Raw genomic sequence first — 25,405 nt, forward strand, 5'->3', positions numbered from 1 at the left:
CTGGTACACGCAGTGGCTTGCCCGTTTGAGGGTCATACGCAATAGTTTGACTCGAAAACCTATGGTTTTCAAACTTTCCTATTAAGGAACCGCGGCAAGCCGCGGGGAATACTAGTTAAAATGAACGAGCACTATGCAGTTGAACGGATGAGCAAAGATGAAGTACAACTTGCCATTGCCTGGGCTGCAGAAGAAGGCTGGAATCCAGGCCTTAATGATGCAGAATGTTTTTACCAAGCGGATCCGCATGGTTTCTTTGCCGGTAAGCTGAATGGAAAGATTATTGCCGTGGGTTCTGCTGTAAATTATGACGAAGAATTTGCTTTTTGCGGCTTTTATATTGTCAACCAATCGCAGCGCGGCAAAGGATATGGATTAGCACTGACGCGTGCCCGGTTAGCTTATGTTGGAAACCGTAACGCCGGGATTGATGGAGTCATCCACATGCTTGATAAATATGCTCGCCTGGGTTACCAACTCGCGCACTACAATGCCCGTTACACTTGGAAAGCATTTTATGCCGCTACAGATGATGAATATACATTACCTTTGGCGCATATTGATTTTGCTTTATTGCAAGAATATGACCGCCGCCATTTCCCGGCTTACCGGCCTGCATTTTTACAATGTTGGATAAAGCAAGCCGGCGCAAAAAGCATGGGCTATTTTAAAGATGCCGCTCTCCAGGGGTATGGCGTCATCCGCCCATGTCAACGAGGATTTAAAATTGGTCCTTTGTTTGCTGACCATCCTGCAATAGCGGAAACTTTATTTTTAAATCTGGCTTCTCACGCGCAAGGACAAGATGTTTTTCTCGATATCCCGGAAAACAATCCGCATGCATTGGCACTGGTAAAACGTTTCCAACTCACTAAAGTTTTTGCTACAGCCAGGATGTATCTAAAAGAAGAACCGACTCTTGAAAAGAAAAATATTTATGGAATTACCACATTTGAATTGGGGTAAGCATGCGCGATATGTCTGGCTATGGGAAGAAGCAAAGTGGTGTACAATGGCCACAAAAAGCTCGCATGGCTGTTAATTTTGTCATCAATTATGAGGAAGGTGCCGAACTGACGCCTGTAAATGGCGATCTTTGCGCAGAAACATATGGCGGGGAATTTCCGCTTGCTGCCAAACCTGAAGGCATGCGTAATTTAAGCATGGAATCGTTATTTGAGTACGGCAGCCGCGCCGGTATTTGGCGTTTGCTACGTTTATTTGATGCCGCCGGCATACCGCTTACTTTTTTTGTAACGGGGTTTGCCTTGACGCTAAATCCCGAATTTTGCGTCTACCTCACACATAGCAAACATGAAATAGCCGGGCATGGATGGCGCTGGATAGATTATGCGCGGCTGGCAAAAAAGGAAGAAAAAGAACATATGCAAATCTGTATAGATACCATCGCGGCACTCACCGGAAAACGCCCCCAAGGTTGGTATACCGGCAGACGGAGTTTACACACACGCAATTTATTAAGAGAAATTGGCGGCTTTATTTATGATTCTGACAGTTATGCTGACGATTTACCTTATTTCGAGCAAGAGCATTTAATCATCCCTTACGCGCTGGATTGCAATGACTTTCGCTTTAGCACTTCCCCAGGTTTTAGGACAGGCACGGATTTCTTTGATTATTTAAAGGATTCATTTGATTATTTGTACGCTGAAAATCGTCCGGTGATGCTGAGCATTGGCTTGCATCCACGGTTTAGCGGGCACCCGGGACGCTGTATGGCCTTAAAGCGCTTTATAGGGCACATCCAGCAATTCCCTGACATTTGGATCACAAGGCGCATCGATATTGCCAATTACTGGTTATCGCAAAGCAAATGCTGAATCATCTTATCCAAAAGGGGCTGCTGTTTCTTGTATTTGCAAACGCTTGCTTTGCAAGTGCGTACTAATGAAAGGAGGCAGACACATAAGAATTAAGCCACCTATCAAAGCAGCTTCATAGCGAGCCACACTACCGACATTGATTCCTTCAGGCGGCATAAAACTTACTACCAGCGTAGTAAGCGCTCCAATGATGCCAATACCGGCTACCGCAACCAAGCCAAATACCCCGCCAGGAATTCGAAATGCCCGGGGATGATGAGGCACTTTAATACGCAACTTGATCGCTGCTGCAAACATGATTAAATACATCAGCATGTAGAGCTGCGCAGCTAAAGCCGTTAGCAGCCAATAAGAACCATTGACACTTGGCATGAATAAAAACAGGGTGGAAAGCACGGTGACAATAGCCGCTTGGCTGATTAACATAACCCAAGGCGCCTGATTGTGATTCGTACGTTGGAACAAGGGAGGCAAATTACCATCTTGCGCTGCAACCAGTAACCCTTTTGTAGGAGCAATAATCCAATTGCTCACACCGCCAAGCCCACCCAATACCAGCATGACGGCGATGATCGGCATAAACCAGGTTAAATGGTAACGGCCAAAAAAAGCATCAAATGCCTGCATGATGCCGGCAACCAGATTGATATCGTTATGAGGCAATACTACTGCAATAGCCAAAGAGCCTAAAATCAATGTGCTTAGTATAATGAGTACGGAATAAAGAAGTGCCTGCGGAAAAGCACGCTGCGGATTATTTACGTCATTGGCATGTACGGTAGCAATTTCAATACCGCAAAACGACATCATAATAGCCGTTAATGAAACCCATATAGAACGATCTTGCCAGTGCGGAGCAATGTCTGGTGCAGCAAATTGAATTTGCATTGGGTTGCCGCCCACGATCCAGGCCGCCCCCAAACCGATGATTAGGGCCATTGGGATAAGCAAGCCGGAGATGGCGCAAATATTACTGAATAAAGCAGAAGAACGCATGCCACGTAAATTAACCAATGTCGCCCCCCAGAAGGAAATTACAATGATTAACCATAAAAAATAAGGGTTGCTCGCCAGTGCAGGATTAATTAAATAACCGACCGTACCTGCTACAAAGGAAAGGAGGGTGGGATACCAAATGACATTTTCAATCCATTGCAGCCATATAGCCAGGAATCCGGTTTTTCTGCCAAATGCTTCCTTAACCCAAATGTAAATCCCACCTTGCTTGGCCCAGCCTGAAGCCAATTCCGCAGAAACTAGTGCCGTCGGGATGAGGAAGAATATGGCTCCCAAAATAAAAAAGGAAATAAGTTGGCTGCCAAATAATGCCGTAGCCGGCAAATTGCGGATACTGTCTACAGAACCTACTGTGATCATGGTCAAACTAAACACAGTCAATGCATGTTTTTTATTGCTCATTGCATTCCTTCTCGTTTAATACGGGAGCACAGCCAAAGGTTATCACTTACAACCGATACTCGGAATCCACATTATATTGGGTTTTGCTTAAGGCAACCTTAATAATCGTACAAAAAAGAACCAGATAGTATCAATGAACCCAAATGGTGTCAATTAATATTCCAGATTATAAAATTAACTAGCTGGGTGGCTCAAAGCCAGAATATAAAAATGCGCGCTCTAATACCATTGCAGACTAGTTAACCTATCATAAATTTGAGAAATTGTAACTGCTTCGTTTGTCGCCATTCTTGCCACAAGCCACGAAATGATGCAACAAATCATGCGGAGCAAGATGACAAACCGTTGCAAGGATGAGCACAACCATTGAATGCATAAGCTAGCGTAAACGCTTTCCGCTCAAGACTTCATAAATTGCACTGGGTTGCTTTTCTCCCCCAAGTTCCCCTGCCATGATGGCATCAAGCCCAGCGGGAAATTGTGATAAGAGTTCGGCTAAAGTCCTGGCAGGTGGTGCGCCGCTTAAATTGGCACTGGTCGAAACAATGGGTTTTTCTTTGCAGAGCTGACGGGCAACCGGATGCGCGCTTAAACGAATGGCAATGGTTTCCCCATCACTGCTCAACCAATCCGGAACCTGTGCAGCTTTTGGAAAAATCCAGGTTACAGGCCCAGGCCAGCTCTGTTGCACAGGAGCTAACAATTCAGCGGAAAGAGGCTTGATTAGAGACAGTAAATGCTGCCACTGAGCAATTAACAAAATCAACCCTTTATTAGCCGGCCTTTTTTTTAAAGCCAAAATTTTTTCCACCGCTTCTCGATTATACGGATCGCAGCCAAGCCCATAAACCGCTTCGGTGGGATAGGCAAGGATTTTGCCCGCCTCAAGCAAAGCATGTGCTTCATTAAAATCAGTGATGATAGCCATTTAAAAATCTATCTCAAAAAAACGAACGCTATAGCGGTAACAATACCAACGAATCTGATCGCCATCATTTTGTTCGATTAAAATGGAAACCATATCCGTATGAGCCAATGCTGGTTGTTCTTGCAGAAAACAAACACGTTCTATGCCGGATAACAAAATATAATGATAGCGTTGAGTTGTAAATGTATACTCTTTAGGAAAAGTAAAAAAGCCTTCATGCACTTCCAACTCAACGGGATCTCCCTGAATTAGGATTCTTGCTGCAGATACATGCAAACCAACCAATAAAAGAATCACAAGCATCCATGTTCTCATCGCTGCATCCTCACGATGCCACAAACGCACGCTCTGCGTTTGCTTATATTAAGATATCTAAAATTATAGTTGGTTTAAATTTTATTCACCTGCAATCGCATCGACTTCAGAAATTGTGTGAATAACAACATCTTCAAGGGGAACGTCCGCATGCCCTTGTTTCTGACCTGTCTTCACTTTTGCAATGGCGTCAACTACATCCATTCCTTCCACTACTTCGCCAAACACACAATAGCCAAAATTTTGCGCTTGTTCACTGCTATGGTTTAAAAAATTATTATCGGCTACATTAATAAAAAATTGTACAGTAGCTGAATGAGGATCCATGGTACGCGCCATGGCAATGGTGCCTCGCTTGTTGGGTTTTGCTGTTTTGGCTTCATTCTTAATCGGAGTCCCAGTGGTTTTGCTCTGCATATCGGCAGTCAACCCCCCTCCCTGAATCATAAACCCATCAATGACGCGATGAAAAATTGTATTATCATAAAAACCACTTTTCACGTAATTGCTAAAATTGGCTGCCGTATTCGGGGTATTTTCTTCGTCCAGTTGCACATAAATATTGCCCTTGGAAGTATTAATTAAAAACATTATTTCTCCTTTTATAAAGCATTGGTTGCAATAAGTGCGCGCATTTTAGCACATACATCGTGCAGCACATGGATATTATGGATGCTTGCCAGTGCCGTAAACAAATTGGCTTTTTGTTTGCACGCATGATGCAAGAAGGCGCGTGAATAATTCTGGCATGTATAACAAGTACAAGATGGCATAATAGGGGACAAATCATCTGCATAGCAGGATTTTTTTATTTGTATGCGCGCATTCTCATGCTCGCTTTCAAATTTTAGCCAATTACCGCTGCGTATTATTTCTCCACAATATAAAGCCCCATGCCTTGCATTGCGGGTTGGCGCTACGCAGTCAAACATGTCGATTCCCTCAGCCACCACATCCAACAAGTCCTGCGGCGACATGCCCACCCCCATGGTGTATCTGGGCTTATTATCGGGTAGAAATTCATGCACCCAGCGGATAATTTCAACGGTCTTTGCCATATCAAAGCCTACTGTTTCCCCTCCCAGAGCAATGCCGTCTGTATGCATGGAAACTACAAATTGTGCACTTTCCCGCCGCAAATCTTCATAAACCCCTCCCTGAATAATGCCGAACAAAGCCTGATATGCTCCATAACGGGAAGTGGGATGTTGTTCATGATAAGCAATGGATTGCCGCAGCCAACGGTGTGTACGTGCCATGATGCGCTGAACTTCAGTATGTGTACATGCATCAGGGGTGCATTGATCGAAAGCCATGATAATGTCTGCCCCAATTATTTTTTGCGTCTCTAAAGACATCGTTGGGGTCATATGGATCAAACGCTGGGAATTGGGCAAAGAAAAATGGGCACCTTCTTCATCAATAGTACAAATTTCTTTCTGTTTAGATAAGCTAAAAACTTGAAATCCACCGCTATCGGTCAACATCGGCCCATGCCACCCCATGAATGGATGCATGCCGCCTGCCTGCTCTATCACCTCCATGCCTGGAGCACAAAGCATATGGTAGGTATTTCCGCCAAGAATAATTTGACTGCCGGCAGCATGCAGCTCTTGTGGTGTCATATTATTTACACCCGCACGCGTTCCCACGGGCATAAATACTGGGGTGATAAATTCCCCGTGAGGTGTTGCTACCCGCGTTACGCGTGCTTTGCTGTGGCGATGTTGATGCAGAACTTTACAACTAAAGGTATTCATGGGATGGTTTAACGTCAAAAACGTGATCATAACCAAGACGTGCGGCCTTTACCATATGCAAGGATTAATGGATTGCATGCAAGGTTTTACCAAGTCGATAAAAGATAACACCACTGGCAATAAAACAAAATAAAAAATAAAATAAAGCCCATGCTGCCATGGATAATCCCATGAATGACCAATCCACTTCAGCGCAATCACCAGCTCCCCAAAACAGGGCATGCATGATTTCATTTAAAGGAAAGTAACGCAGCAAAGTATCCAATCCCGGCATGCAAGCCGGTATTTGCTCGCTCGGCAAAGATTGCAGCCAAAGCTGCCGGCTTGCAAAAAATAGTCCTGCAAATGCAAAAAACATTTGCAATATAGAAACAAGCCGACCGCGGCGCAACGTAGTTAAACACAAACCCATAATGCAAAACGCCCCGAACAGAAAAGCGCTAATGCGCTGCATTAGGCATAGCGGACAAGGTTCTAAGTTACGTGCGTATTGAAAATAAAATGTAGCCCCTACCACGAACACAGTCAGCAGAAGCAATAACGATTGAATGCTGCGATAAGTACGTTTGCTCATGATTTTGGTACCATGTATTCAACAGCTGCCTTGATGTCTGCATCCGTACACTCACTGCAAGTTCCTTTCGGGGGCATGGCATTCAAGCCTTTAATAGCAGAAGTAGTTAAGCCATCTATACCTTTAGCCAAGCGGGATTTCCATTCTGCTTCTGCGCGGAATTTAGGTGCGCCTGCCACGCCATCACGGTGGCACGTCTGGCAATATTTTTCATAAATTTCTTGTCCGGGTTCTTTTTTTGCTGTCTCAGCCGGTGCAGGCTGGACGGGCTGAGCGACTGCTGGTGCTGTCGTTTCCCCTTGTATACGTACTTGGCCTATCGGAGCGATGCGCTGCTCGATTTGCTGCCGCTCATAATCATCAGCTGCATACCCATTCATGGATACTAAAATCAATCCGGTTAAAATTGGCCGCATAATAAAATCCCGAAGCAATAATCTAAAAATCATACCGGCAAGAGCTTGTTATTTCCAGTAAGCAATTGATTAAAAATACATAAGGTTCAATCGATGAGCTCATTGCGGAATTTTTTACGTCTTTTATAATGTGTTCTTTTTTCTGGAGCGCTCATGCATATCATTGGAATTTGTGGACCATTTGGATCACAGGCGGAATTTTTTGCTCAAAATCTGCACAAATCATTGTGTGATGGTCTGTCTAAACATGCAAAAAACTGTGTAAACATCATGTTTTTGTCCGAGGCAGAACACCAAGAATATAACCAAAATAACAAGGAAATGACCGTTAAAGAAACATTCCTGCAAGAGTTTCAGAAAATTAAACGCTTGCAACAAATGGAATTGCTGCAAGGTCCTAATAAAAAAACTTTGAATATTGCCATCGTAGTGGGACAATTTTTATTTTCAAGATCCCATAAGTTAAGCGAAGAATTTACCATGCGCATTGGTGTGATGGAAGATGAGCCAACCCAGCATTATATTAACTTAAGCGAAAATAAGCATACAAAGTCCATTGCAAAATTTTTAAATGCACAAAACCAAGGCATTATACATTCTATAAACTATATTCCAACTTTACATGATAAAAAGGAAATTGCAGTCTCTTTTCAGGAACAAGATTTGCAGGCAGAAAACTCTAACAATCGAATTAACGTATTTATCAAAGAAAATATCCTTGAACCGGCTGCGACCAATCTCATCATCCACCCGCAAGGTTTTGTAGTATCACAAGAATTACTGCTCTCGACTTTGCATAATGAAATTGCTGAATTCCTGCAAACACAGGAAAAAAATTCATCTAAACTATCCGCTGCCAATTTCTTTTCGTTACGTAAAACTGGGGAAATACCACGCAGCAATTCAGCCCCGGAATCTTTACACAAAGTAGAAAGCCAATATAACCTTTTTTAGCTCCTACGATAACTTACAATACAATCCCCACTCAAATTTGAATGGGGTATATTCCATTAGCTTAATAAGAGTTCCTCGGCATCCAACTCTTCTAAATAACGCTGGTAAGACAGGATTTTTTGTTGGCGTATATCAAAGAGAGAATTACCCGATAAGAAAGCATAATAATAATTTTTATTACCCACTATTCGTTTCGCGGGGATTAAGGTATTTAGCCAAGGGTTAGAGGAACCATTAGGTTTTATCGACCATAGGCCAGGGATCTTTCTACCGTTTACAATTTCTGCAAGAACCGCCTCATCTGCTCCAGCGCTTGCCCCTAATTCATAATAAGTTTGCAGATCCGCATCTGTTTTAACAATTAAAAAACTGGTATTTGCATCCTCATCTAACATAAAAAAACTACCTGACTCATCCGTTAGATAATATTCGATTATTTTTTTCTCCGCACACAGTTCTTTGAAAAATAAGACAAATTTTTTATCTTGCAAACAACTTGGAGAAGTTATTGGCAACATACGGACAATGATGTCTGACATCGTTTGAAAATATTGCAACTGCAAATCATAAATGCTGCGCGTAATCAGCTCGGCAGCATCGATATCACTTTTTTTGATGTAGCGGTGGATTAATCCTTCATTAAAAGCTGCAATGGCTAATTTTTCATCTGCTTGTCCGGTTAACAGAATCTTTTTGATATTAGGATTTTCAATCCGTCGACAAAACTCCAAACCATTCATTCCCGGCATTGCATAATCCACCACCACCACAGAAATTTCTGAAAACCGGTGCGGGTTATAAACTTCGGCATGCACAGCAGCCAAATCCAAATTGTCTGCAAGATGAGTCTGCGGCCACTTTTTTGCTTCTTTATATTCTTGCAGGCACGAATGATTGAGTAATTCTATTTCGCAACTTTTATTATGGATATAATCCAGGGCCCGTTGCGGGTTATCAAAAATTCGATAAGCGACTCCTTCGTCGAGCTGTAAAACAAAATTCAGCAAAAAATCACGACTGTCATCAAGGAATATAGCGGTACTGGGAAAATAACAGGTAGGGATTGAAAAAGATTGCATAGCTCCTCCTGAGCAGACACCGTTACTAAATAAACCGAACTGAAAAACACTGCCTTTCAGTATAACCTAGATACACCAATTTTGCTTATTATCCAATGCAATACATTTTAGTATACGTACATTTACACTGTAGGAAAAGATAAAATAAATTTGGTGTAAACCCCCTCCTCCGATTCACAGTGGATATCTCCACCGAAACGCTTCATCACCAATTTACAAAAGGATAATCCGATGCCAGTTCCCATGAATGTGGTGGTATAGAAGTGATCGAACAAACGAGCCAATTGCTTTGCAGACATGCCTTTTGCGGTATCTTGCACATATAAATAATTAAATTTATCGCCCTTGCCTGTCCAAATCTTGATTTCTCCCCGCTGCACCGTCGCAATCACATGCAACGCATTTTTTAATAAATTGAATAAAACATGATGCATGAGTAGCTTAGAACCCATAAATTCAAAATCGCCATCCCAAGTGACTAAATTGCGTGCTTCGTGCGATGGGAAAGGGTAGCGTGTAAGCGCCTCTTGTAAACATTCATGCATGGAGCATAATTCCAGGTGACAATTTTGCAACGTATTTTCGCGCCCGGCTTTAATCAGCAACATATCAATGATGGTGTTTGCAAAATCAATTTCACTAATCATCCGCTCATTAACGCCTGCCAGTTGTTTCATGCGGCTTTCCCTTAATGGAGAGGTCAGCAAGCCATTGGCTTTGGCGAGTTGATAAGCTTCAAACAAGGCAGGTAAATAATTTTTAAGCGCTTGCGCGCCACTTTTAATGCCCAGTAAGGGCGTGCGCAATTCATGGGCAATCATGCCTGCCGCAGCAGCCATACCCGCCATTCTTTGCCGCTGGATGACTGAAGTCTTATAACTGACCGTGGAACCCGCAATAACCACGAACAAAAGAATCACCACTACTTCAGCATGCTCTTGGCTAAAATAAAATTCCGGGAAACCTAAAAAATAAGTCAAAACAGCTAAACCGCAGCCTAAAATCAATAAAACAATTAAACTGACTACATCGACCAGCAGCACCAATAGAAAAATACTGCATAATAACGCCATGGAAGAAACATCGTCAGCCCGGCTCATTAAAAATGAATAAGTGGAAAAAAAAGGAAGTACGTACATTAAAGTCAAAAACCAATACCAATTTACGTATCGCTTCCAGGCAGCCGGCCAATAGGGCGTTAACATTAATCCCAACCCTAAGAAGCTGCCGACTATCCTTAAAGTTAAACTTTCATAGGGTTGCAGATACCATTGAGTCCAAATCCAGTAGAAGGCAGGAAAGACAATAAAAATGATCGCACCTACGACCACAAATTGATGTGCCGAGCCAGCCACATGGCGCTCCAACACAGAGGAAAAATCCGCAAATTTTTTCTTAATATCCATTTTGCTTGCTTTGCTTAAAGTGCTTGCAGTAGTCATATCCCACCAAGAAGCTTCAAGTAAGTATGTTAAGGTATAACGGATATTTGTCTTTTTAACAAATTCATTAAAAATGTTATGATGCATTACGCTGCTTTAAATAATCCACATGATGCCAAACAACATACTGCGTATCGCAACCCGCGAAAGTCCTCTTGCTTTATGGCAAGCAAACCATGTTAAAGAATTGTTGGCTCAATATTGGCCTTCCCTACAAATTGAACTTTTACCCATGAAAACGTCTGGGGATAAATTTCTTAAAGACAAATTGTTAAAAATTGGCGGCAAGGGCTTATTTGTTAAAGAATTGGAAGAAGCCCTGCTCAGTCATCAAGCTGATATAGCAGTTCACTCCATGAAAGACGTGCCTGCCATTTTTCCAGACGGCTTATGCTTACCAGTCATCTGCCAACGTCACAACCCGTGGGATGCTTTTGTCAGCGATATTTATCCAAGCTTGGACAGTCTGCCTAAAGGCGCGATTGTAGGCACTTCCAGTTTACGCAGACAAGCTCAGCTTCTGGCTTTGCGGCCGGATTTGATGATTAAACCATTGCGCGGCAATATCCATACCCGTATCCATAAAATGCGGGAAGAATCTTATCACGCCATCATATTAGCGGTAGCAGGGCTTGAGCGTATGGGAATGGAACACCTACTAAAACAAACCTTAAGCGAAAAAGTCATGCTTCCCGCCTGCGGGCAAGGAGCGCTTGGCATTGAATGCCGGGACAATGATGCAGAAGTAAAGAAAATTATTGCGCCATTAAATGACCCGCTCTCTTCTCTTTGCGTACGAGCCGAGCGGCAGGTAAATGCCTTGCTTGGCGGCAATTGCCATGTACCGCTGGCTGTTTTGTGCAAGCCAGAAGGCGAAGAATACTTATCCTTGCATGCAAAAGTTGCCAGTGCAGACGGTAGAATTTTATTGAGCAATACGCAACGCGGGCACCGTACCGATGCCCGCATTATGGCCGATAATTGCGCGCAAATCCTGTTGGCTGATGGCGCAGCAGAACTCCTTAATCCATCTGTTTCATGAGCCCAGAAGATATGTTAAACGGCTTGCGGATTTTAAATACACGCCCGGCAGAACAGGGTAAAGCATTAAGCACAGCCATTAAACATGCAGGCGGTGTATGCATTGAATTGCCCGCGCTGGAGATAGTTGCAGTTTATGAGTGGCCGCCCATTCCGGATCTGACTAAAATACAGCACGCGATTTTTACCAGTGCGAACGCAGTACATTATTTTTTTGCAGGATTAAAACAGCGCAGCATTGCCTGGGCGGGTATGATTCACGTCATTGCCATCGGGCAAGGCAGCGCGGCTGCTTTACGGCAATGGAATATCAAAATTGATTGCATTCCTGCAGTCGCCGACAGCGAGCATCTTTTACGCATCGATGCTTTACATGAAGTGTATGGGCAAAATATTTTACTCGTAAAGGGGGAAGGTGGCAGGACTTTAATTGCTGATACCTTGCTAAGCCGTCGAGCAAATTTAATCTCCTTGCCTGTATATCGGCGCATTTTACCTGAATACTCGCGCAAACAAATAACATACCTATGGCAGGAAGATGCTGTGGATATTATACTGTTTTCAAGTCAACAAACGATGCAAAATATATTTACGTTATTCGGCAGTGATGGGCATTCTTGGCTTTGCAGTAAACCTTGTCTTGTTATTAGTGAACGCATAGCGAAAGAAGCCTCTGCCCTCGGCATCAAAACTGTTCTGCTCAGTGAATATGATGCCTTGTTAGAAACCCTCTGCGCCTATGTAAAAAGCCCTAATCATTGAACCTGATATTAAAAAGGACTTATCCATGACCACTAGCAGTGAGAATGATACAGCGTTGGCGGCTCAGCCAAAAGCCGATACGCCTCTGCCACCTGACACCAACAAGCAGCGATTCAAGTTTTACTTGCCCGCAAGTCTCATTCTGGGGATTGCCGCCTGTTCGATCGCTGCATTTGCACTCTATAACGGTGTATTGCTGCAACGGGAAAAAAACAGCTTACAGCGTGAAATAAATGTCCTGCAACAGCAACAGAACAAATTGTCGAGCGAACTCGCACATGCCCTCTCCAGCATTGAAACCAGGCTGCAAGATAAAATTGTCAAACTTGATAAAAATCTGCAATTAAAGCTTGAGCAAGCTCATTACCAGGAACAGGATTGGCTGCTTTTGAAAACGCGCTATTATCTGGAGTTAGCGCAATTGCACGCCCATTGGGATGACAATCTCGATACCGCATCCGCCTTGTTAGAACAAGCTGATAAATTGCTTGCTAATAGCTCTGATGAACAAATCTATGCAATACGGCAAGCCATCGCAAAAGAATTACTGCAGATTAAAAGCATTCCCGCGCTAGACAATGCCGGCGTGTTAAGTCGCCTTGATGCATTGCAGGATGCAATTTTAAAGCTGCCTTACCACCAGGTTCTTGCCGCCACCAAGCCATTTACAATCCCTGCAAAAAATACATCCGGCTGGCGAGCGCGCCTGCACGACAATATTAAATTACTGGAAAAACTTGTCGTTATTCGTCGTCATGACGATGCGATACAACCATTGCTTACGGACGCGCAAGCGTCATCCATCCGCGAAATTATTTATCTTAACCTGCAGGAAGCTCAATGGGCTGTATTGCAAAAAAATACAAAAGTCTTTCGACTGGCTCTTTCGCAAGCCATAAAAAATATTAAACGCACTTTTAACCTGGATGCTGCAAAAACAAAAGCTATTCTAAAAAGTTTACACTCCTTACAAAAAACTACCCTGACGCAGCAAAAACCGGAACTGACCCATTCGCTCGCCCTGTTGAATCAGCTTATTCAGGCAAACCAAGCTAAAAGAAATGCTGCAGAAAGTGGAGAACCATCACCATGATACGAATTTTAAGCATTTTTCTGCTCCTGCTGGCTGCCGTTTGGTTAGGAATTCAACTGCACCATGATCCTGGGTATCTGTTAATTGCTATTAATAAATGGACGGTGGAAACCACATTATGGGTAGCGATTATCAGTTTACTATTGCTCTTCCTGTTCCTGCATTTTTTTATGCTGTTGTGCAGTTGGATGGTGCACTTCCCGGCAGCATGGAGAAATTGGAGCAACAGGCGGCGCATGCAAAAAGCACAAGCAAAAACTCGCCAGGGTTTAATTGAGTTTAGCGAAGGGTATTGGCAGCGAGCCAAGAATCATTTGATTAAAGCCTTGCCTGATACCGATACACCACTGCTTAATTACCTTACCGCCGCAAGAGCTGCCCAGGAAATGGGCGATTCCAAACTGCGCGATGAATATTTACGCCAAGCGCAACAATCGGTACCTGACGCCAAAATTGCAGTCGAACTGACACAAGCACAACTGCAATTGGCGAACAAACAATGGGAACAGGCACTCGCTACTCTGAAACATTTGCAAGACTTAGTGCCGAACCATCCTTATGTATTGAAATTATTGATGCATCTTTATGAGGAAGTACGCGATTGGCCGCAATTACTTGCATTATTGCCCGAATTGCAAAAAAATCACGTCATTTCCCTGGCTAGTTATAAACGCTTGCAACAACATGCTTATCTGCATTTTATTGCCGATTTGGCCAAACAAAATCAAACGCAGCTACTGAATGATACATTCAATAATCTCCCCAAACGTTTGAGTCATGATCCAGAATTAGTAGCTGAATACAGCCGTTATTTATTATCCATTGCAGAATACGCCCAGGCAGAAAATTTACTGCGCCGCGTTTTACAAAAACATTTTAATGATGAATTAATTAATTTATATGGACAAATAAAGAGCGAAGATGCCAATTTAAATTTTGCCGAATCATTAATCAAAACTCATCCGCATTCTGCTTGCCTGTATTTATGCCTCGGGCGTTTATGCATAAACAAGCAATTGTGGGGGAAAGCCAGGGCTTATCTTGAAGAAAGTATTGCTTACGGCGCTACTCCTGCAGCCTATGCGGAACTTGGCAAACTTCTTGAAAATTTAAACGACAGTCTCGCTGCTTGTTCTGCTTACCGTAAAGGACTTTTATTGGTAGTAGCTGGGGAGAGAGTTCCCGGGTAATTTTAATCCATACCCAGCTCTCTCTTTTTAACTTGGCCCTAACTTTTTTTCAAGTGCACTGTGAATTTCATCCAGATTTTCTGCAAACCGCCCCAATTTTTTCATTGAATCCGTAGGGGGAGTTTTAAAGAAGGTGCCGACAAACCCGGCTTCTGTTGTTGCTTGCACGATGATCGCAGGAGCAATGGTGATGGCTGCAAGAATGCCGAGAATCGCTTTTAGAACAGGGTGCAAATCGCCCCATATCCCACGATGCTTTTTAAACTCTCCTTCGACAAGCTCTATGGCTTGTTTACATTCCTCTCTAAAATTTTTCAGTGATTCGATGGTAGGCGGAGTGGTTGGGTTAAAGAATACTTCTCCAGCGGATTTTAGTGTATTAAATAAGGCACCCGCTTTTAAAGCAACCTCCTTATATTTTGCATTTTCTTTACCTCGTTCAATCAACTCATCCGTCTTGAGTTTGAGAACGTCTAATGCTGAGAAGAACTTTTTCTCATATTTTTTAAAATCATCGCTCATATTCGCGAAACTAAAGATTTTGCTGTCGAGAGAATCAGCAAAGCATTTAATCAAATTTTGTACAGAATGCAATGCAAGGTCTGTGACTAATGCAAAATACTCGTCGGAAGTATTGTGGTACAAGGTGTGCCCTTTCCAGCATTGTCCGGGTCCCCTTTTATTATCAAGCATTGCTAACCAATCAGAATCTCCAGCATTAATAAGCAATGATTTTTTTTGCCTGCGCGTAAACTCGTCAGCAAAATTAGCCGGAATATCTTCCATTTCATTATTGTCATTACCACGATCCTGTATGTCATTGGCAATAGTGTAAGCATCTTCACCTTCGTGAGGTATTAGAGAAATTCTGGGATTACTTGCACAAGCTTCTTTTAATTGAGAATTGAAAGAAGTCCACCCGCAACTATGAATGGAAACTGGACGGTCTTTATATTCTTTTAATGCTTCAACCATTCCGGCCATCATTTTATTACGAATAGCAGCTTCATTAGGGTGACCTTTAATAAACACCCCCATTCCAAAAGGAATTAAAACGATATCAGTAGTCTGTGTTGATTCCGCAGCAGATAAAATCTGTTGCATAGTTAACTTAGAATGTTTTTCCACTTCAGAGAGCACCGCTTGGGTTACGTTCCTTGTAGGGAAACCGCGGAACTCAAATCCAGATACGCTAAGAATATTGGTTCGTTTTTCAATGTTGTCAGATTGTTTGAAATAAAAATGCGAACCATTATTGCTATTATTTTTATCCCTGTCTGCCTCAAAAATCCTGAGCGCTGAGCAATAATGATTGCAGTGGGAAAAAGCAAAGAGCATGCTTGTGTCTAACCACTGTTCATACTCCTTTTTTGTAGACCATCCTAATTCTTCCCAATTATTAGGATTAAGAGAGCCTTTTTGAAAGGCAGGATGAGCTTGCATGTAAGAACGGACAGAACCACCCTTATCTTTGCCCATTGCTGGGAAAATGATGGGATTACTACCATTTTGAATCTTTAGAAAATCTTGAAAAAATTTTGGCGGTAAGTCTGTAAAAAGGCTTGTAGAAACAAAAGTATCTGATAAAGCGGTTACGGCAGCAGCCTCTTTCTGTTTGACAAAAGAACATGACGGTAGGCTCTCGCCTTTTTCTTTGCCAGAAATCTTATTTCCATGTTTGTCGTGATAAGTTCTCGTTGCTACTGATGGTGGCCATTGAGCGTAGGGCATTGGAATACTTCATTATTTTATGTTTTATAATTATACATAATGATATTTTTTTTTCAAGTTCTTTCCACCTTTGGGTCGTAACTCCATGACTATAACTCCTGGCGAGATAGAGGGCAGATCGAGGTGAATTTAAAATTGTGCTCCCAAAAACCTTAGATAGCGCATTCAAAAAAAACTATAGGGTTGTTGCCTAATTCTTGCTTTTTTAAAGATAAGGTAAACATGTATCTTCGCAATGCGTGCGATTTCGTTCAATTTGAATGGTGACATGCTGGATATGGTATTCTTTCCGCAATTTTTTTATCAGCTCTTGACGCTTTAAGTCGCTCAGAGGTTCTTCAGGCATCCAAAGATGTACTGACAATGCATTTTCCTGCGTGCTTAAGGCCCAAATATGCAAATCATGGACATCGCGCACGCCCGCTTGATTTTTTAACAATTCCCGCACCTCAATTAGGGAAATCCCACGCGGCACGCCATCAATGATCAAGCGAAAGCTGTCTGCAAATAAAGACCAGGTGCTTTTCAGAATAATCGCGGCAATGATTAAGCCAACGGCCGGATCAATCCATAACCATCCAGTCCAATAAAGAAGAATGGCAGAAAATACAACGCCTATGGAAATTAAAGCATCGGCTACTAAATGCATGAAAGCAGCACGAATATTCAAATCATTCATGCCACGCAAAAACAATAGAGCAGTCGCGCCGTTTACCCCGATGCCAACAGCTGCCACGCTCATTACAGTGAATGCATCGATGGCAGCGGGCGAAAAAAATTTATACATGGCTTCTGAGACAATAATCCCGCAAGTAAAAATCAATAACACGCCATTAGCCAGTGCAGCCAAAATGGAAATTTTTTTCATCCCATACGTGGAGCGATCGGTGGGCTGACGCTTTAATGAACTGTTTCCTACCCATGCCACCATGAGGCTTAATACGTCACCCAGATTATGAATTGCATCGGCAAATAAGCTGGTTGAATTCGCGACGTAAGCGAAAAAAATCTGACAAATTACAAAAAGGCCATTGGCGGTAATGGCAATGAGAAACGCCAAATTGAACCTAGGCACCGCATGATGATGAGTTGCGGAATCGTCCATGGACTCCCCTATCGCTATTATTTTTTAATTTCTTCGCATCCGGATTCACAGCCATAATAATTGATGCCAATCTTAATGCGCTCACGCTCATTTTTCTTACGCCAAAGATTGGTATCCCGCAATGAGTAAACACAGCCGCAATATTCCTGTTTATAAAAATTTTCGCGCTTGGCAATTTCATACATACGCTCAGAGCCGCCATTTTTACGCCAGTTATAAGTCCAGTATTCCAAATTTGGATAACGACTTGCTGCACGCATGCCTGACTCATTAATTTGATTCATATCCTTCCAGCGTGAGATACCAAGCGAACTGCTGATCACAGGAAACCCATGCTCAGAGGCATATAAAGCAGTACGCTCAAAACGCATATCAAAACATGCAGTGCAACGCTTGCCGCGTTCAGGCTCCCATTCCAAACCCTTCACCCGCGCAAACCAGTTATCTTTATCATAATCTGCATCGATAAAAGGAATATCATGTTTCCGGGCAAACTCGATGTTTTCCTGCTTCCTGATTTCATACTCTTGCGCTGGGTGAATGTTGGGATTGTAGAAGAAAATTGAAAAATTAATGCCTGAAAAAAGCAAAGCTTCCATGACTTCTCCCGAGCAAGGAGCACAGCAAGAGTGCAGCAGCAACTTATCGGCGCCATTAGGGAGAAACAATTGTTCTCGATTTACCATTTTGCTTCCTTATGATTCAAGGGGGACGATATTATACTGCATAGCACTCCAATTCTTTCAAGAAGATTGCTGCGGGTTTGCTGCCGATGACGTATTGGCAGTATCCGGCAAGTGAATAAAATGCTCACGATAATGTCTTAACTCATTAATGGAATCTTTAATATCTTCCAAAGCCAAATGCTTGGATTGTTTGCTAATGCCGCTTAAAACTTTGGGGTGCCAACGGGCAGCCAATTCCTTTAAAGTGCTGACATCCAAATTCCTATAATGGAAAAAAGCCGCAAGTTCTGGCATGTATTTATATAAAAAACGTCGATCCTGGCATATGCTGTTGCCGCACATGGGCGATTTGCCCTTATCGACATATTGACTTAAAAACGCAATAGTCAATGACTCGGCTTCTTTCTCGGTCACTTGACTTTCTTGCACCCGTTTAACCAATCCCGATTGATTATGTTGTTTAGTATTCCAATCATCCATGCTATCGAGCAAAGCATTATCTTGATGGATTGCAAAGACCGGGCCTTCGGCCAGAATATTTAAATGAGCATCGGTCACCAGGGTAGCTAGTTCTATGATGCGATCACGCTCCGGCTCAAGCCCGGTCATTTCCAAATCGATCCAAATTAAATTGTGATTATTTTTCATATTTTTTCCTAGACAAATGAGCAAGCAACTCTTGTGTGCGCCTTACACGCTGCTCATGGATGGCGGATTTTATTGCCTGACCTTGATAACCTTGGGCCACGAATTCTTTCGCTGTAATCTTCATGCATTCTGCCAGTACATACAACCAATTTTCAGCTTGCGGATATTGCAGGTCGGGGCGACCTTTCCCTTTCGCGTCTGCCTCGCAAACTTTCAGTAATTTTTTAAATAATTCTGGCCGACGAAAAGCATCAGCCCGTTCTAACACTAAAACAATAGTATTTGCACGCAATTCAAAAAAACGGTGTATGTGTAAGTGGTATCGGGCAGCCAGTAAAGCCAAATCCCGATAATTGACAGGGATGCGCAGCCGTTGGCACAGGGATTTAATAATTGGTACGCCCAATTTTTCATGACCATGTTGAGCCGGCCAGTTTTGCATGGGAGTACGTGCTTTGCCAAGATCGTGTACGCAGGCAGCAAAACGAACTTCGGGCTCGCTGGCTAAAGAAGCACATGCCTGCAACACCATTAAGGTATGAATGCCACTGTCAATTTCGGCGTGATAGCGTTGCGGATTTGGAACTCCAAAAAGCGCATGTAATTCAGGAAATACAATAGGCAGCGCTCCGCAAGCTCTCAACGTCTCAATGAACACTTCGGGATTTTTCTCTTGCAAACTCCGCTGCCATTCTTGCCAAACTCGCTCGGGCACGAGGTGGTTTAACTCGCCTTGTTTTACCATGGTATACATAAGAAAACGGGTTTCATTAGCTACGCGAAACCCTAAATGATGGTAACGTGCAGCAAAACGTGCTACGCGCAACACCCGCACTGGATCTTCAACAAAAGCAGGCGATACATGCCTTAGGATTTTGTTTTTTAAATCATCCTGACCGCCGTAAGGATCGATGATTTTTCCGGTAGTTAAATCTTGTGCCATGGCATTGATGGTTAAATCGCGTCGAGCTAAATCTTCCTCCAATGTGACCTCAGGGCTAAAATCACAGGCAAATCCATAATAACCGGGCGCTTGCTTGCGCTCTTTTCTAGCCAGGGCATATTCTTCCTTGCTTTGGGGATGGAGAAACACTGGAAAATCACGCCCCACTTGTTGAAACCCTTGCCGCTGCATTTCGTTTGGAGTAGCTCCGACCACGACCCAATCCCGCTCTTTAATGGGAGAGTTTAGCAACCGATCGCGAACCGCGCCTCCTACCAAATAAACATTCATTCCGATTTAGTCCAGTAATTTTTTGGATGCCCTATTTGAATCGCTACGATTATAGTATATTACTTAACCATGAGTAAAAGACGAATTAGCAAACAGCAATCGGACCGGATTGAAAAAAAGCAACAATCCTATCACGAGCCCGCGAGTGAATATAATACCTCCATAAACGAAGGATTGGTGCTCACTTGCTTTGGGCGTCATGCCTTGGTAGAAGATGCCAATAAACATACTATGCATTGTTCAATTCGTGCCAATCTAGCTACTTTAGTGGCCGGGGATCGGGTGCTTTGGCAAGCGGAAGGGGCGCAGCAAGGGGTTATTGTCAGCCTCTCTCCCAGAACATCGGTGTTGGGAAGGCCAGATAAACACGGTAGCATCCGGCCTGTAGCTGCCAATATTACTCAACTCATGATCGTGGTCGCACCCAAGCCTTTAATTTCCTGGCCATTGCTGGACAGTTACTTAATCATCGCGGAGCATTTAAATTTAAATGCCTGTATTGTATTGAATAAGACGGATTTAGGTATTGCAGACATAGAAATGCCATTAAGTCACTATCAGTCTTTAGGCTATACCGTGCTGCACACCAGTTTTTCAAAACCGCAAAGTTATAAGGCGTTGCTCGCTGCTTTAAACCATGAAACCAGCGTTTTCGTAGGACAATCAGGGGTTGGTAAATCCTCGCTTATTGCTAAAATACTTCCAGAGGAAACCAATATCCAGACTGCAAGTATTTCTCAAGTAGAATTAGGCCGTCATACCACCAGCAATTCTTATTTTTATCATTTACCGAGCGGTGGCGCTTTAATTGACTCCCCGGGAGTTAGGGAATTTGGATTGTGGCATATGCCAGCTGCAGAAATAGCAAAAGGTTACCGTGAATTTCGCCCCTATTTATCCCAATGCAAATTTAGGAATTGCAACCATCAAAATACTCCTGATTGCGCTTTAATCGAAGCAGTGAAACAGGGAGAAATTCAGCGCGATCGTTATCACAACTATGTTAAAATCAGCAGCCAATTTGCAAAATAATCGTGTCATCTAAACATTAAGGTTTCTCATGTTTAAATATTTTTCAATTCCCAATATGACGGCAGGTTTTGTGGGCGTTATGGTAGGCTTTACCAGTTCTGCCGTGTTGGTTTTTCAAGCTGCCACGGCTGCAGGCGCTAACCAAGCGGAAATAAGCTCCTGGCTGCTGGCATTGGGTCTGAGCCTTGCCCTCACCTGCATTGGTTTATCATTACGCTACCGCATTCCAATTCTGGTTGGTTGGTCAACTCCGGGAGCAGCCTTGCTGGCCACAAGCCTGACGGGTATATCCATGGCAGAAGCGGTTGGCGCCTTTATTTTTTCTGCAATATTAACCATTTTGGCAGGAGTTACCGGTGTTTTTGAAAAAATGATGGCGCATATCCCGCGTTCTCTGGCATCCGCGATGTTAGCCGGAATCTTGCTGCAATTTGGCATAAGTATTTTTACCTCGATGCAGCATGAATTTGCATTAGTATGCACGCTGTTGATCGCTTATTTAATCGGCAAACGCTTGTTCCCGCGTTACGTCATCCTACTGGTATTAATTTTGGGAATAGCCATCGCCTGGCAGGAAGATTTATTTCATTTTACCAATTTTCATCTGGCTCTGTCTTACCCTATTTTTACAGTGCCAGTCTTTAATATTTCCACTTTAATCAGCATTGGTTTGCCGCTTTTTATCGTGACAATGACTTCCCAAAATGTGCCTGGGACTGCGGTGATGAAAGCAAACGGTTACCAGCCACCCTTATCCCCGGTTATCAGCTGGATTGGCGTCACTACTTTATTTTTTGCTCCTTTTGGCTGCTACTCTATAAATTTAGCCGCCATTACCGCTGCCATTTGCACCGGGAGCGAAGCAGATAGCAACCCTCTAACCCGCTATAAAGCGACCGTTTTTGCCGGTCTTTGCTGGATTTTAATAGGTTTATTCGGCGCAACTGTTGTTGCTTTGTTTTCTGATTTTCCTAAAGAATTGGTTCTAACCATAGCCGGTCTTGCCTTGCTCTCGACGATAGGCAATGCCTTAAAAGTAGCCCTAGAAGAAGAAAATCAACGCGAACCAGCGCTTATAACCATTTTAGTTTCAGCATCAGGCATTTCCTTGTTTGGTATAGGCGGCGCTTTTTGGGGGCTGATTTTAGGCATCATTGCTACTCTTTTACTAAACCTGCGTAAAAGCTCTTTAGCATCAGCAACCGCTTGATTCGACTTAAAAAAACTAATTTCCTGGGCTTGCATTTGCCGCTGAGGAGCGGCAAGGAAAGCCGTACACTCTGCATATAATTCTACATGGTTTCCCACGTTGAAATGATGTAAAGTTTGCAATAAATTTTTTTTCTCGTTTTCTTTCTCTGCGATCGTGTTTAACAATTCCGTAAACTTGATGTTCACTTGCATTTGTTTTACTGCCTCAGGTTCTGCCGTAAGGTAGGTCGTGATCATGGATTCCAGGAAATTTTGCATGATGGGCGATAAATTAATTTGTTTTTGCACCAAGCTCATGCATGTTGTGAGGATCAATGCGGGATCAAACAATATATTTTCTTGAAATAGCGTTTCGGAAAGGATGGAATTTAGCCAGTTTTTTGTTTTTGAACTTTGTTTAAAACTATGAATAAAACTTTGTGTGGAACAGGCAGGCTTAATGATTGTTCCTATCAAGATCGAATAAGTATGACAAGCCGAATGATTATTTTTTTCCTGAAAAAAAGCATACAGTAATTTAAAAATTTCCATACACTCATTGGGTATAGTATTTTTACGTTCTGCAAATGAAACAGCCGTGCCGTCTAAAAAACGCAAGCTAAATGAACAAGTCATCAACGAAACAAACAATATTTGCAATCTACGCAACGCTTCTTTTTCATCTACATCTTTGTATTCCAAAAAGACATTCCTGCAAGAAGCTTCGCGCATCTCATCCATTGATATTGCTTCTTCTATCGCTTTGCTAAAGTGAACATTAGGCGCATAATCCATGACTAATTGCATAAAATATTGTGCCAATGTGGCAATACAACTTTTTGGATTATCGTATTGACCTATCAAATCAATTATCTCGGCAAAGCTTTTATTTTTGTTATGAAATATTATTCGCTGGCTGTATAAGGCTTTTTTTTCATCAAGCGGTAAACGATGTACAAACTTATAAAAAGCAGCATAAGCTTGCACTGCTTCCTCCATTTGCGCTTCATTATAGGTACGTCCATGCAAAAGACCGATGGGAAAAAGACTTTTTTCTACCAATTCCTTTACAGCCATCACTGTGGCTATACTAATAGGCGGATTATTGCTGGGATGATTTGCACGCGAAAGCTCGATGTATTTATAATACTGCTTATCCGCATATTGCATTCTTTGTATTTCAAGCTCACTAAGCGGCTTGGCAACGTAGTCATTACAATTATAAAAAGTACCTTCGCTAAGATAGTGCCCCTCACAACTGCTCAATCGGATTAATTCCGTGTTACCCTCCGCCAATATATAATTCGACAAATCTTCTTCACAAGTCTGCTCCAAAGTGACTGAATCAATATCCTGCAGCAAAGTAGGCATTAAAAAACGGTATGTGTTGTACCGTTTGCCACATATTGTTTGCGCAAGTTTAAACCAGGGAGCATTCACACCCTCTAAAGAGCGCATATAATCCTGTTCTGTATCACACACTTGCAACCATCTATCGTGATAAATTTCGTTTAAACAAATTAAATCCTCATACTGAAAAGTTGTTTTAGCCTGTAAGCTATTTAATAAAGCAGAAATTTTCTTATTTAGGGCAGAAATTGCCTTATCCAGATTATTGGAAGGATCGTGTAGTTGGCTTAACAAATTTTGAAATAATTCCAGAGTAAACGTAGTATCGCCTTGCAATTCGCTATACAGCTTGGACAAATCATTGCGTTTTTTAATTTGGTGCTTGTCCAACAGTTGATTTATGCCATGAATGTGATTCCTTAAGTGTTTTTTGGGATATTCCAGACAATCCAGCAATACATCAACTAAATAACGCTTTTTATCCCGTACGCAAATGATTTGCCCATATAAATTATTTATATCATTGGGTGGATATTCTTTTATCTTTTCGGACCAGGCAAGTAATTCACGACGAAATTTGCTTAAGTTTTCAGTATCATCGCATGCAAAAATATCCAAAATACTGCGTAAAGAAGTTAATAAGGATTGGGGACACTCACCTTTGCCAAGCCATTGCGGCATGACAGCACGCTGTAAATAATCCCAAAAATAAACATAAGTTTGATCATTAATTTCAAACTCTAAGCCTTCCTTTTTTTTAGAGCGCAGCCTTTTTAATTCCCTGAGCGTTAAGGGGCGCAATTGATATGAAGTGTAATCATTAAAAGTAGCTAACGGCTGCTTACGGAGTATCATTTCGAAGAGGCCGCGTACGCGATGCAGAGTTTTACCGTCTTCTCCTACATAAAACCCCATTAATTCTGAGCACTCAGTAAGCTTGTTTAACAAAATGGCGTCAAAATGATTAAGCGTGTCAGGAATCAAAATATGCAAGTAATTTTTTTTAGTTGCTTTCCCTACTGACTGCGCCAGCTTAATCCAGTAGGTATTATTTTGCTTGGAATCAATCGTATAATCATTTTCTGAATCAAATATTTTCTTTGCACGCTTTTTAAAAATATCTTCAATCCATTGAAGTTGCAGAGAATCTAATTCTTTCTCTGCGCTTTGGGTCGAGAAATATACTTTGAAGAGTTGCAAAAATTTCTGATCACATTTGATTTTTGTTTTGGCTGAATCAAGATTACTTATAAAATCCTTTACTTCTTGGACTAACATACTACTTCCTTGTTGCTTTATTCTATTGACTATTTCCTAACAAAGCTCTTTTTTAAACATCCGCAAACAAGCCTTGCTATAAAGAGGATTTATTTTAGCGAACGCTGCATAAAAATAAATAAGTTTTTTGTAAATTTTATGTAAATTCAGTGATGCAAAAAATGGCAGAGCAAATTTTAGGCGAAAAAAAAGCGGCTATTGAAGCCGCTTTTAGGTAAAAAGCCCTGGCGATGACCTACTTTCACATGGGGAGACCCCACACTATCATCGGCGCGAGTTTGTTTCACTTCTGAGTTCGAGATGGTATCAGGTGGTTCCAAACGGCTATAGTCG

23 protein-coding genes and 1 rRNA gene are annotated in these 25,405 nt (G+C 42.3%); 9 read left to right on the plus strand and 15 right to left on the minus strand.

Annotated features, from left to right (window positions below; translation table 11 throughout):
• Nucleotides 1-120: 120 nt before the first annotated feature.
• Both ELY11_RS10610 and ELY11_RS10615 read left to right on the plus strand, forming a co-directional pair.
• Nucleotides 121-966, plus strand: a complete 846-nt coding sequence (locus ELY11_RS10610) for a GNAT family N-acetyltransferase (RefSeq protein WP_127033429.1) — start codon at nt 121-123, stop codon at nt 964-966.
• A 2-nt stretch (nt 967-968) separates the two neighbouring features.
• The gene (locus tag ELY11_RS10615) at nt 969-1,841 is read left to right on the plus strand and encodes a polysaccharide deacetylase family protein (protein WP_199737616.1); all 873 of its coding nucleotides are present in this window, start codon (nt 969-971) and stop codon (nt 1,839-1,841) included.
• 6 nt (nt 1,842-1,847) lie between these two features.
• Here the strand turns inward: ELY11_RS10615 and ELY11_RS10620 are convergent, their stop codons facing one another.
• The 7 genes from ELY11_RS10620 to ELY11_RS10650 all read right to left on the minus strand — a co-directional run bounded on the left by ELY11_RS10620 (nt 1,848) and on the right by ELY11_RS10650 (nt 7,256).
• Entirely contained in the window at nt 1,848-3,263 is a 1,416-nt protein-coding gene (locus ELY11_RS10620; protein ID WP_126953752.1) for an APC family permease, read from the minus strand.
• Nucleotides 3,264-3,642: 379 nt separating this feature from the next.
• Nucleotides 3,643-4,191 (minus strand): L-threonylcarbamoyladenylate synthase, encoded by a 549-nt coding sequence (locus tag ELY11_RS10625; protein ID WP_127033433.1) that lies wholly within the window; start codon nt 4,189-4,191, stop codon nt 3,643-3,645.
• Nucleotides 4,192-4,506, minus strand: a complete 315-nt coding sequence (locus ELY11_RS10630; RefSeq protein ID WP_126953754.1) for a hypothetical protein — start codon at nt 4,504-4,506, stop codon at nt 4,192-4,194.
• Between the two features lie 81 nt (nt 4,507-4,587).
• Entirely contained in the window at nt 4,588-5,097 is a 510-nt protein-coding gene (locus tag ELY11_RS10635; RefSeq protein ID WP_126953755.1) for a peptidylprolyl isomerase, read from the minus strand.
• A gap of 11 nt (nt 5,098-5,108) precedes the next feature.
• Nucleotides 5,109-6,266 carry a tRNA guanosine(34) transglycosylase Tgt gene (gene tgt, locus ELY11_RS10640; protein ID WP_126953779.1) on the minus strand — a complete coding sequence of 386 codons (1,158 nt, stop codon included), beginning with the start codon at nt 6,264-6,266 and terminating at the stop codon, nt 5,109-5,111.
• A gap of 64 nt (nt 6,267-6,330) precedes the next feature.
• The gene (locus ELY11_RS10645; protein ID WP_126953756.1) at nt 6,331-6,840 is read right to left on the minus strand and encodes a disulfide bond formation protein B; all 510 of its coding nucleotides are present in this window, start codon (nt 6,838-6,840) and stop codon (nt 6,331-6,333) included.
• Nucleotides 6,837-7,256 carry a c-type cytochrome gene (locus ELY11_RS10650; RefSeq protein WP_199737607.1) on the minus strand — a complete coding sequence of 140 codons (420 nt, stop codon included), beginning with the start codon at nt 7,254-7,256 and terminating at the stop codon, nt 6,837-6,839. The genes ELY11_RS10645 and ELY11_RS10650 overlap by 4 nt, the downstream gene beginning before the upstream one ends.
• A 270-nt stretch (nt 7,257-7,526) precedes the next feature.
• Between ELY11_RS10650 and ELY11_RS10655 the strand changes: the two genes are divergently transcribed.
• A complete protein-coding gene (locus tag ELY11_RS10655; protein ID WP_126953758.1) occupies nt 7,527-8,210 on the plus strand; it encodes a hypothetical protein in 684 nt (227 codons plus the stop codon).
• A gap of 56 nt (nt 8,211-8,266) precedes the next feature.
• Here the strand turns inward: ELY11_RS10655 and ELY11_RS10660 are convergent, their stop codons facing one another.
• The gene (locus ELY11_RS10660) at nt 8,267-9,289 is read right to left on the minus strand and encodes a response regulator (protein WP_126953759.1); all 1,023 of its coding nucleotides are present in this window, start codon (nt 9,287-9,289) and stop codon (nt 8,267-8,269) included.
• Between the two features lie 122 nt (nt 9,290-9,411).
• Nucleotides 9,412-10,818, minus strand: coding sequence for a sensor histidine kinase (locus ELY11_RS10665; protein WP_233579832.1), 1,407 nt, complete (start codon nt 10,816-10,818; stop codon nt 9,412-9,414).
• A 25-nt stretch (nt 10,819-10,843) separates the two neighbouring features.
• On the opposite strand from ELY11_RS10665, the gene hemC reads away from it, so the two are divergent.
• From hemC to ELY11_RS10685, 4 genes are read left to right on the plus strand one after another with little or no spacing between them, the layout of a single operon-like run.
• Nucleotides 10,844-11,773 carry a hydroxymethylbilane synthase gene (hemC, locus tag ELY11_RS10670; protein WP_127033437.1) on the plus strand — a complete coding sequence of 310 codons (930 nt, stop codon included), beginning with the start codon at nt 10,844-10,846 and terminating at the stop codon, nt 11,771-11,773.
• Nucleotides 11,770-12,534 (plus strand): uroporphyrinogen-III synthase, encoded by a 765-nt coding sequence (locus tag ELY11_RS10675; RefSeq protein WP_233579834.1) that lies wholly within the window; start codon nt 11,770-11,772, stop codon nt 12,532-12,534. Before hemC ends, ELY11_RS10675 begins: the two co-directional genes overlap by 4 nt.
• Before the next feature lie 25 nt (nt 12,535-12,559).
• Nucleotides 12,560-13,627 carry a uroporphyrinogen-III C-methyltransferase gene (locus ELY11_RS10680; protein WP_126953760.1) on the plus strand — a complete coding sequence of 356 codons (1,068 nt, stop codon included), beginning with the start codon at nt 12,560-12,562 and terminating at the stop codon, nt 13,625-13,627.
• A complete protein-coding gene (locus ELY11_RS10685; protein ID WP_126953761.1) occupies nt 13,624-14,817 on the plus strand; it encodes a heme biosynthesis HemY N-terminal domain-containing protein in 1,194 nt (397 codons plus the stop codon). The genes ELY11_RS10680 and ELY11_RS10685 overlap by 4 nt, the downstream gene beginning before the upstream one ends.
• A 27-nt stretch (nt 14,818-14,844) precedes the next feature.
• Here ELY11_RS10685 and ELY11_RS10690 read toward each other — a convergent pair whose 3' ends face one another.
• The 5 genes from ELY11_RS10690 to ELY11_RS10710 form a co-directional block, all read right to left on the minus strand.
• Nucleotides 14,845-16,548: a hypothetical protein gene (locus ELY11_RS10690; RefSeq protein ID WP_126953762.1), complete on the minus strand. Its 1,704-nt coding sequence runs from the start codon at nt 16,546-16,548 to the stop codon at nt 14,845-14,847.
• A gap of 205 nt (nt 16,549-16,753) precedes the next feature.
• Nucleotides 16,754-17,665 carry a cation diffusion facilitator family transporter gene (locus ELY11_RS10695; RefSeq protein WP_371923206.1) on the minus strand — a complete coding sequence of 304 codons (912 nt, stop codon included), beginning with the start codon at nt 17,663-17,665 and terminating at the stop codon, nt 16,754-16,756.
• A 5-nt stretch (nt 17,666-17,670) separates the two neighbouring features.
• The gene (locus tag ELY11_RS10700; RefSeq protein WP_126953764.1) at nt 17,671-18,339 is read right to left on the minus strand and encodes an epoxyqueuosine reductase QueH; all 669 of its coding nucleotides are present in this window, start codon (nt 18,337-18,339) and stop codon (nt 17,671-17,673) included.
• Between the two features lie 57 nt (nt 18,340-18,396).
• On the minus strand, nt 18,397-18,987 hold the full coding sequence (orn, locus tag ELY11_RS10705; protein ID WP_126953765.1) for an oligoribonuclease: 591 nt from the start codon (nt 18,985-18,987) through the stop codon (nt 18,397-18,399).
• Nucleotides 18,977-20,221 carry a multifunctional CCA addition/repair protein gene (locus ELY11_RS10710; protein ID WP_126953766.1) on the minus strand — a complete coding sequence of 415 codons (1,245 nt, stop codon included), beginning with the start codon at nt 20,219-20,221 and terminating at the stop codon, nt 18,977-18,979. Before ELY11_RS10710 ends, orn begins: the two co-directional genes overlap by 11 nt.
• 69 nt (nt 20,222-20,290) lie before the next feature.
• On the opposite strand from ELY11_RS10710, the gene rsgA reads away from it, so the two are divergent.
• Together rsgA and ELY11_RS10720 are read left to right on the plus strand one after the other, a co-directional pair.
• Nucleotides 20,291-21,253 carry a small ribosomal subunit biogenesis GTPase RsgA gene (rsgA, locus tag ELY11_RS10715; protein WP_127033435.1) on the plus strand — a complete coding sequence of 321 codons (963 nt, stop codon included), beginning with the start codon at nt 20,291-20,293 and terminating at the stop codon, nt 21,251-21,253.
• 28 nt (nt 21,254-21,281) lie between these two features.
• The gene (locus ELY11_RS10720) at nt 21,282-22,463 is read left to right on the plus strand and encodes a benzoate/H(+) symporter BenE family transporter (protein ID WP_126953768.1); all 1,182 of its coding nucleotides are present in this window, start codon (nt 21,282-21,284) and stop codon (nt 22,461-22,463) included.
• A gap of 2,831 nt (nt 22,464-25,294) precedes the next feature.
• Here the strand turns inward: ELY11_RS10720 and rrf are convergent.
• A 5S ribosomal RNA gene (rrf, locus tag ELY11_RS10725) occupies nt 25,295-25,405 on the minus strand; the annotation flags it as partial.

Origin of the sequence: Legionella septentrionalis (genome assembly GCF_003989745.1) — a bacterium.
Taxonomy (GTDB): domain Bacteria; phylum Pseudomonadota; class Gammaproteobacteria; order Legionellales; family Legionellaceae; genus Legionella_A; species Legionella_A septentrionalis.

Coding starts and splice junctions, on each gene's coding strand:
- ELY11_RS10610 (WP_127033429.1), top strand. CDS start 121: ATGAACGAGCACTATGCAGTTGAACGGATGAGCAAAGATGAAGTACAA.
- ELY11_RS10615 (WP_199737616.1), top strand. CDS start 969: ATGCGCGATATGTCTGGCTATGGGAAGAAGCAAAGTGGTGTACAATGG.
- ELY11_RS10620 (WP_126953752.1), bottom strand. CDS start 3,263: ATGAGCAATAAAAAACATGCATTGACTGTGTTTAGTTTGACCATGATC.
- ELY11_RS10625 (WP_127033433.1), bottom strand. CDS start 4,191: ATGGCTATCATCACTGATTTTAATGAAGCACATGCTTTGCTTGAGGCG.
- ELY11_RS10630 (WP_126953754.1), bottom strand. CDS start 4,506: ATGAGAACATGGATGCTTGTGATTCTTTTATTGGTTGGTTTGCATGTA.
- ELY11_RS10635 (WP_126953755.1), bottom strand. CDS start 5,097: ATGTTTTTAATTAATACTTCCAAGGGCAATATTTATGTGCAACTGGAC.
- tgt (WP_126953779.1), bottom strand. CDS start 6,266: ATGAATACCTTTAGTTGTAAAGTTCTGCATCAACATCGCCACAGCAAA.
- ELY11_RS10645 (WP_126953756.1), bottom strand. CDS start 6,840: ATGAGCAAACGTACTTATCGCAGCATTCAATCGTTATTGCTTCTGCTG.
- ELY11_RS10650 (WP_199737607.1), bottom strand. CDS start 7,256: ATGCGGCCAATTTTAACCGGATTGATTTTAGTATCCATGAATGGGTAT.
- ELY11_RS10655 (WP_126953758.1), top strand. CDS start 7,527: ATGTTTTTGTCCGAGGCAGAACACCAAGAATATAACCAAAATAACAAG.
- ELY11_RS10660 (WP_126953759.1), bottom strand. CDS start 9,289: ATGCAATCTTTTTCAATCCCTACCTGTTATTTTCCCAGTACCGCTATA.
- ELY11_RS10665 (WP_233579832.1), bottom strand. CDS start 10,818: ATGCATCATAACATTTTTAATGAATTTGTTAAAAAGACAAATATCCGT.
- hemC (WP_127033437.1), top strand. CDS start 10,844: ATGCCAAACAACATACTGCGTATCGCAACCCGCGAAAGTCCTCTTGCT.
- ELY11_RS10675 (WP_233579834.1), top strand. CDS start 11,770: ATGAGCCCAGAAGATATGTTAAACGGCTTGCGGATTTTAAATACACGC.
- ELY11_RS10680 (WP_126953760.1), top strand. CDS start 12,560: ATGACCACTAGCAGTGAGAATGATACAGCGTTGGCGGCTCAGCCAAAA.
- ELY11_RS10685 (WP_126953761.1), top strand. CDS start 13,624: ATGATACGAATTTTAAGCATTTTTCTGCTCCTGCTGGCTGCCGTTTGG.
- ELY11_RS10690 (WP_126953762.1), bottom strand. CDS start 16,548: ATGCCCTACGCTCAATGGCCACCATCAGTAGCAACGAGAACTTATCAC.
- ELY11_RS10700 (WP_126953764.1), bottom strand. CDS start 18,339: ATGGTAAATCGAGAACAATTGTTTCTCCCTAATGGCGCCGATAAGTTG.
- orn (WP_126953765.1), bottom strand. CDS start 18,987: ATGAAAAATAATCACAATTTAATTTGGATCGATTTGGAAATGACCGGG.
- ELY11_RS10710 (WP_126953766.1), bottom strand. CDS start 20,221: ATGAATGTTTATTTGGTAGGAGGCGCGGTTCGCGATCGGTTGCTAAAC.
- rsgA (WP_127033435.1), top strand. CDS start 20,291: ATGAGTAAAAGACGAATTAGCAAACAGCAATCGGACCGGATTGAAAAA.
- ELY11_RS10720 (WP_126953768.1), top strand. CDS start 21,282: ATGTTTAAATATTTTTCAATTCCCAATATGACGGCAGGTTTTGTGGGC.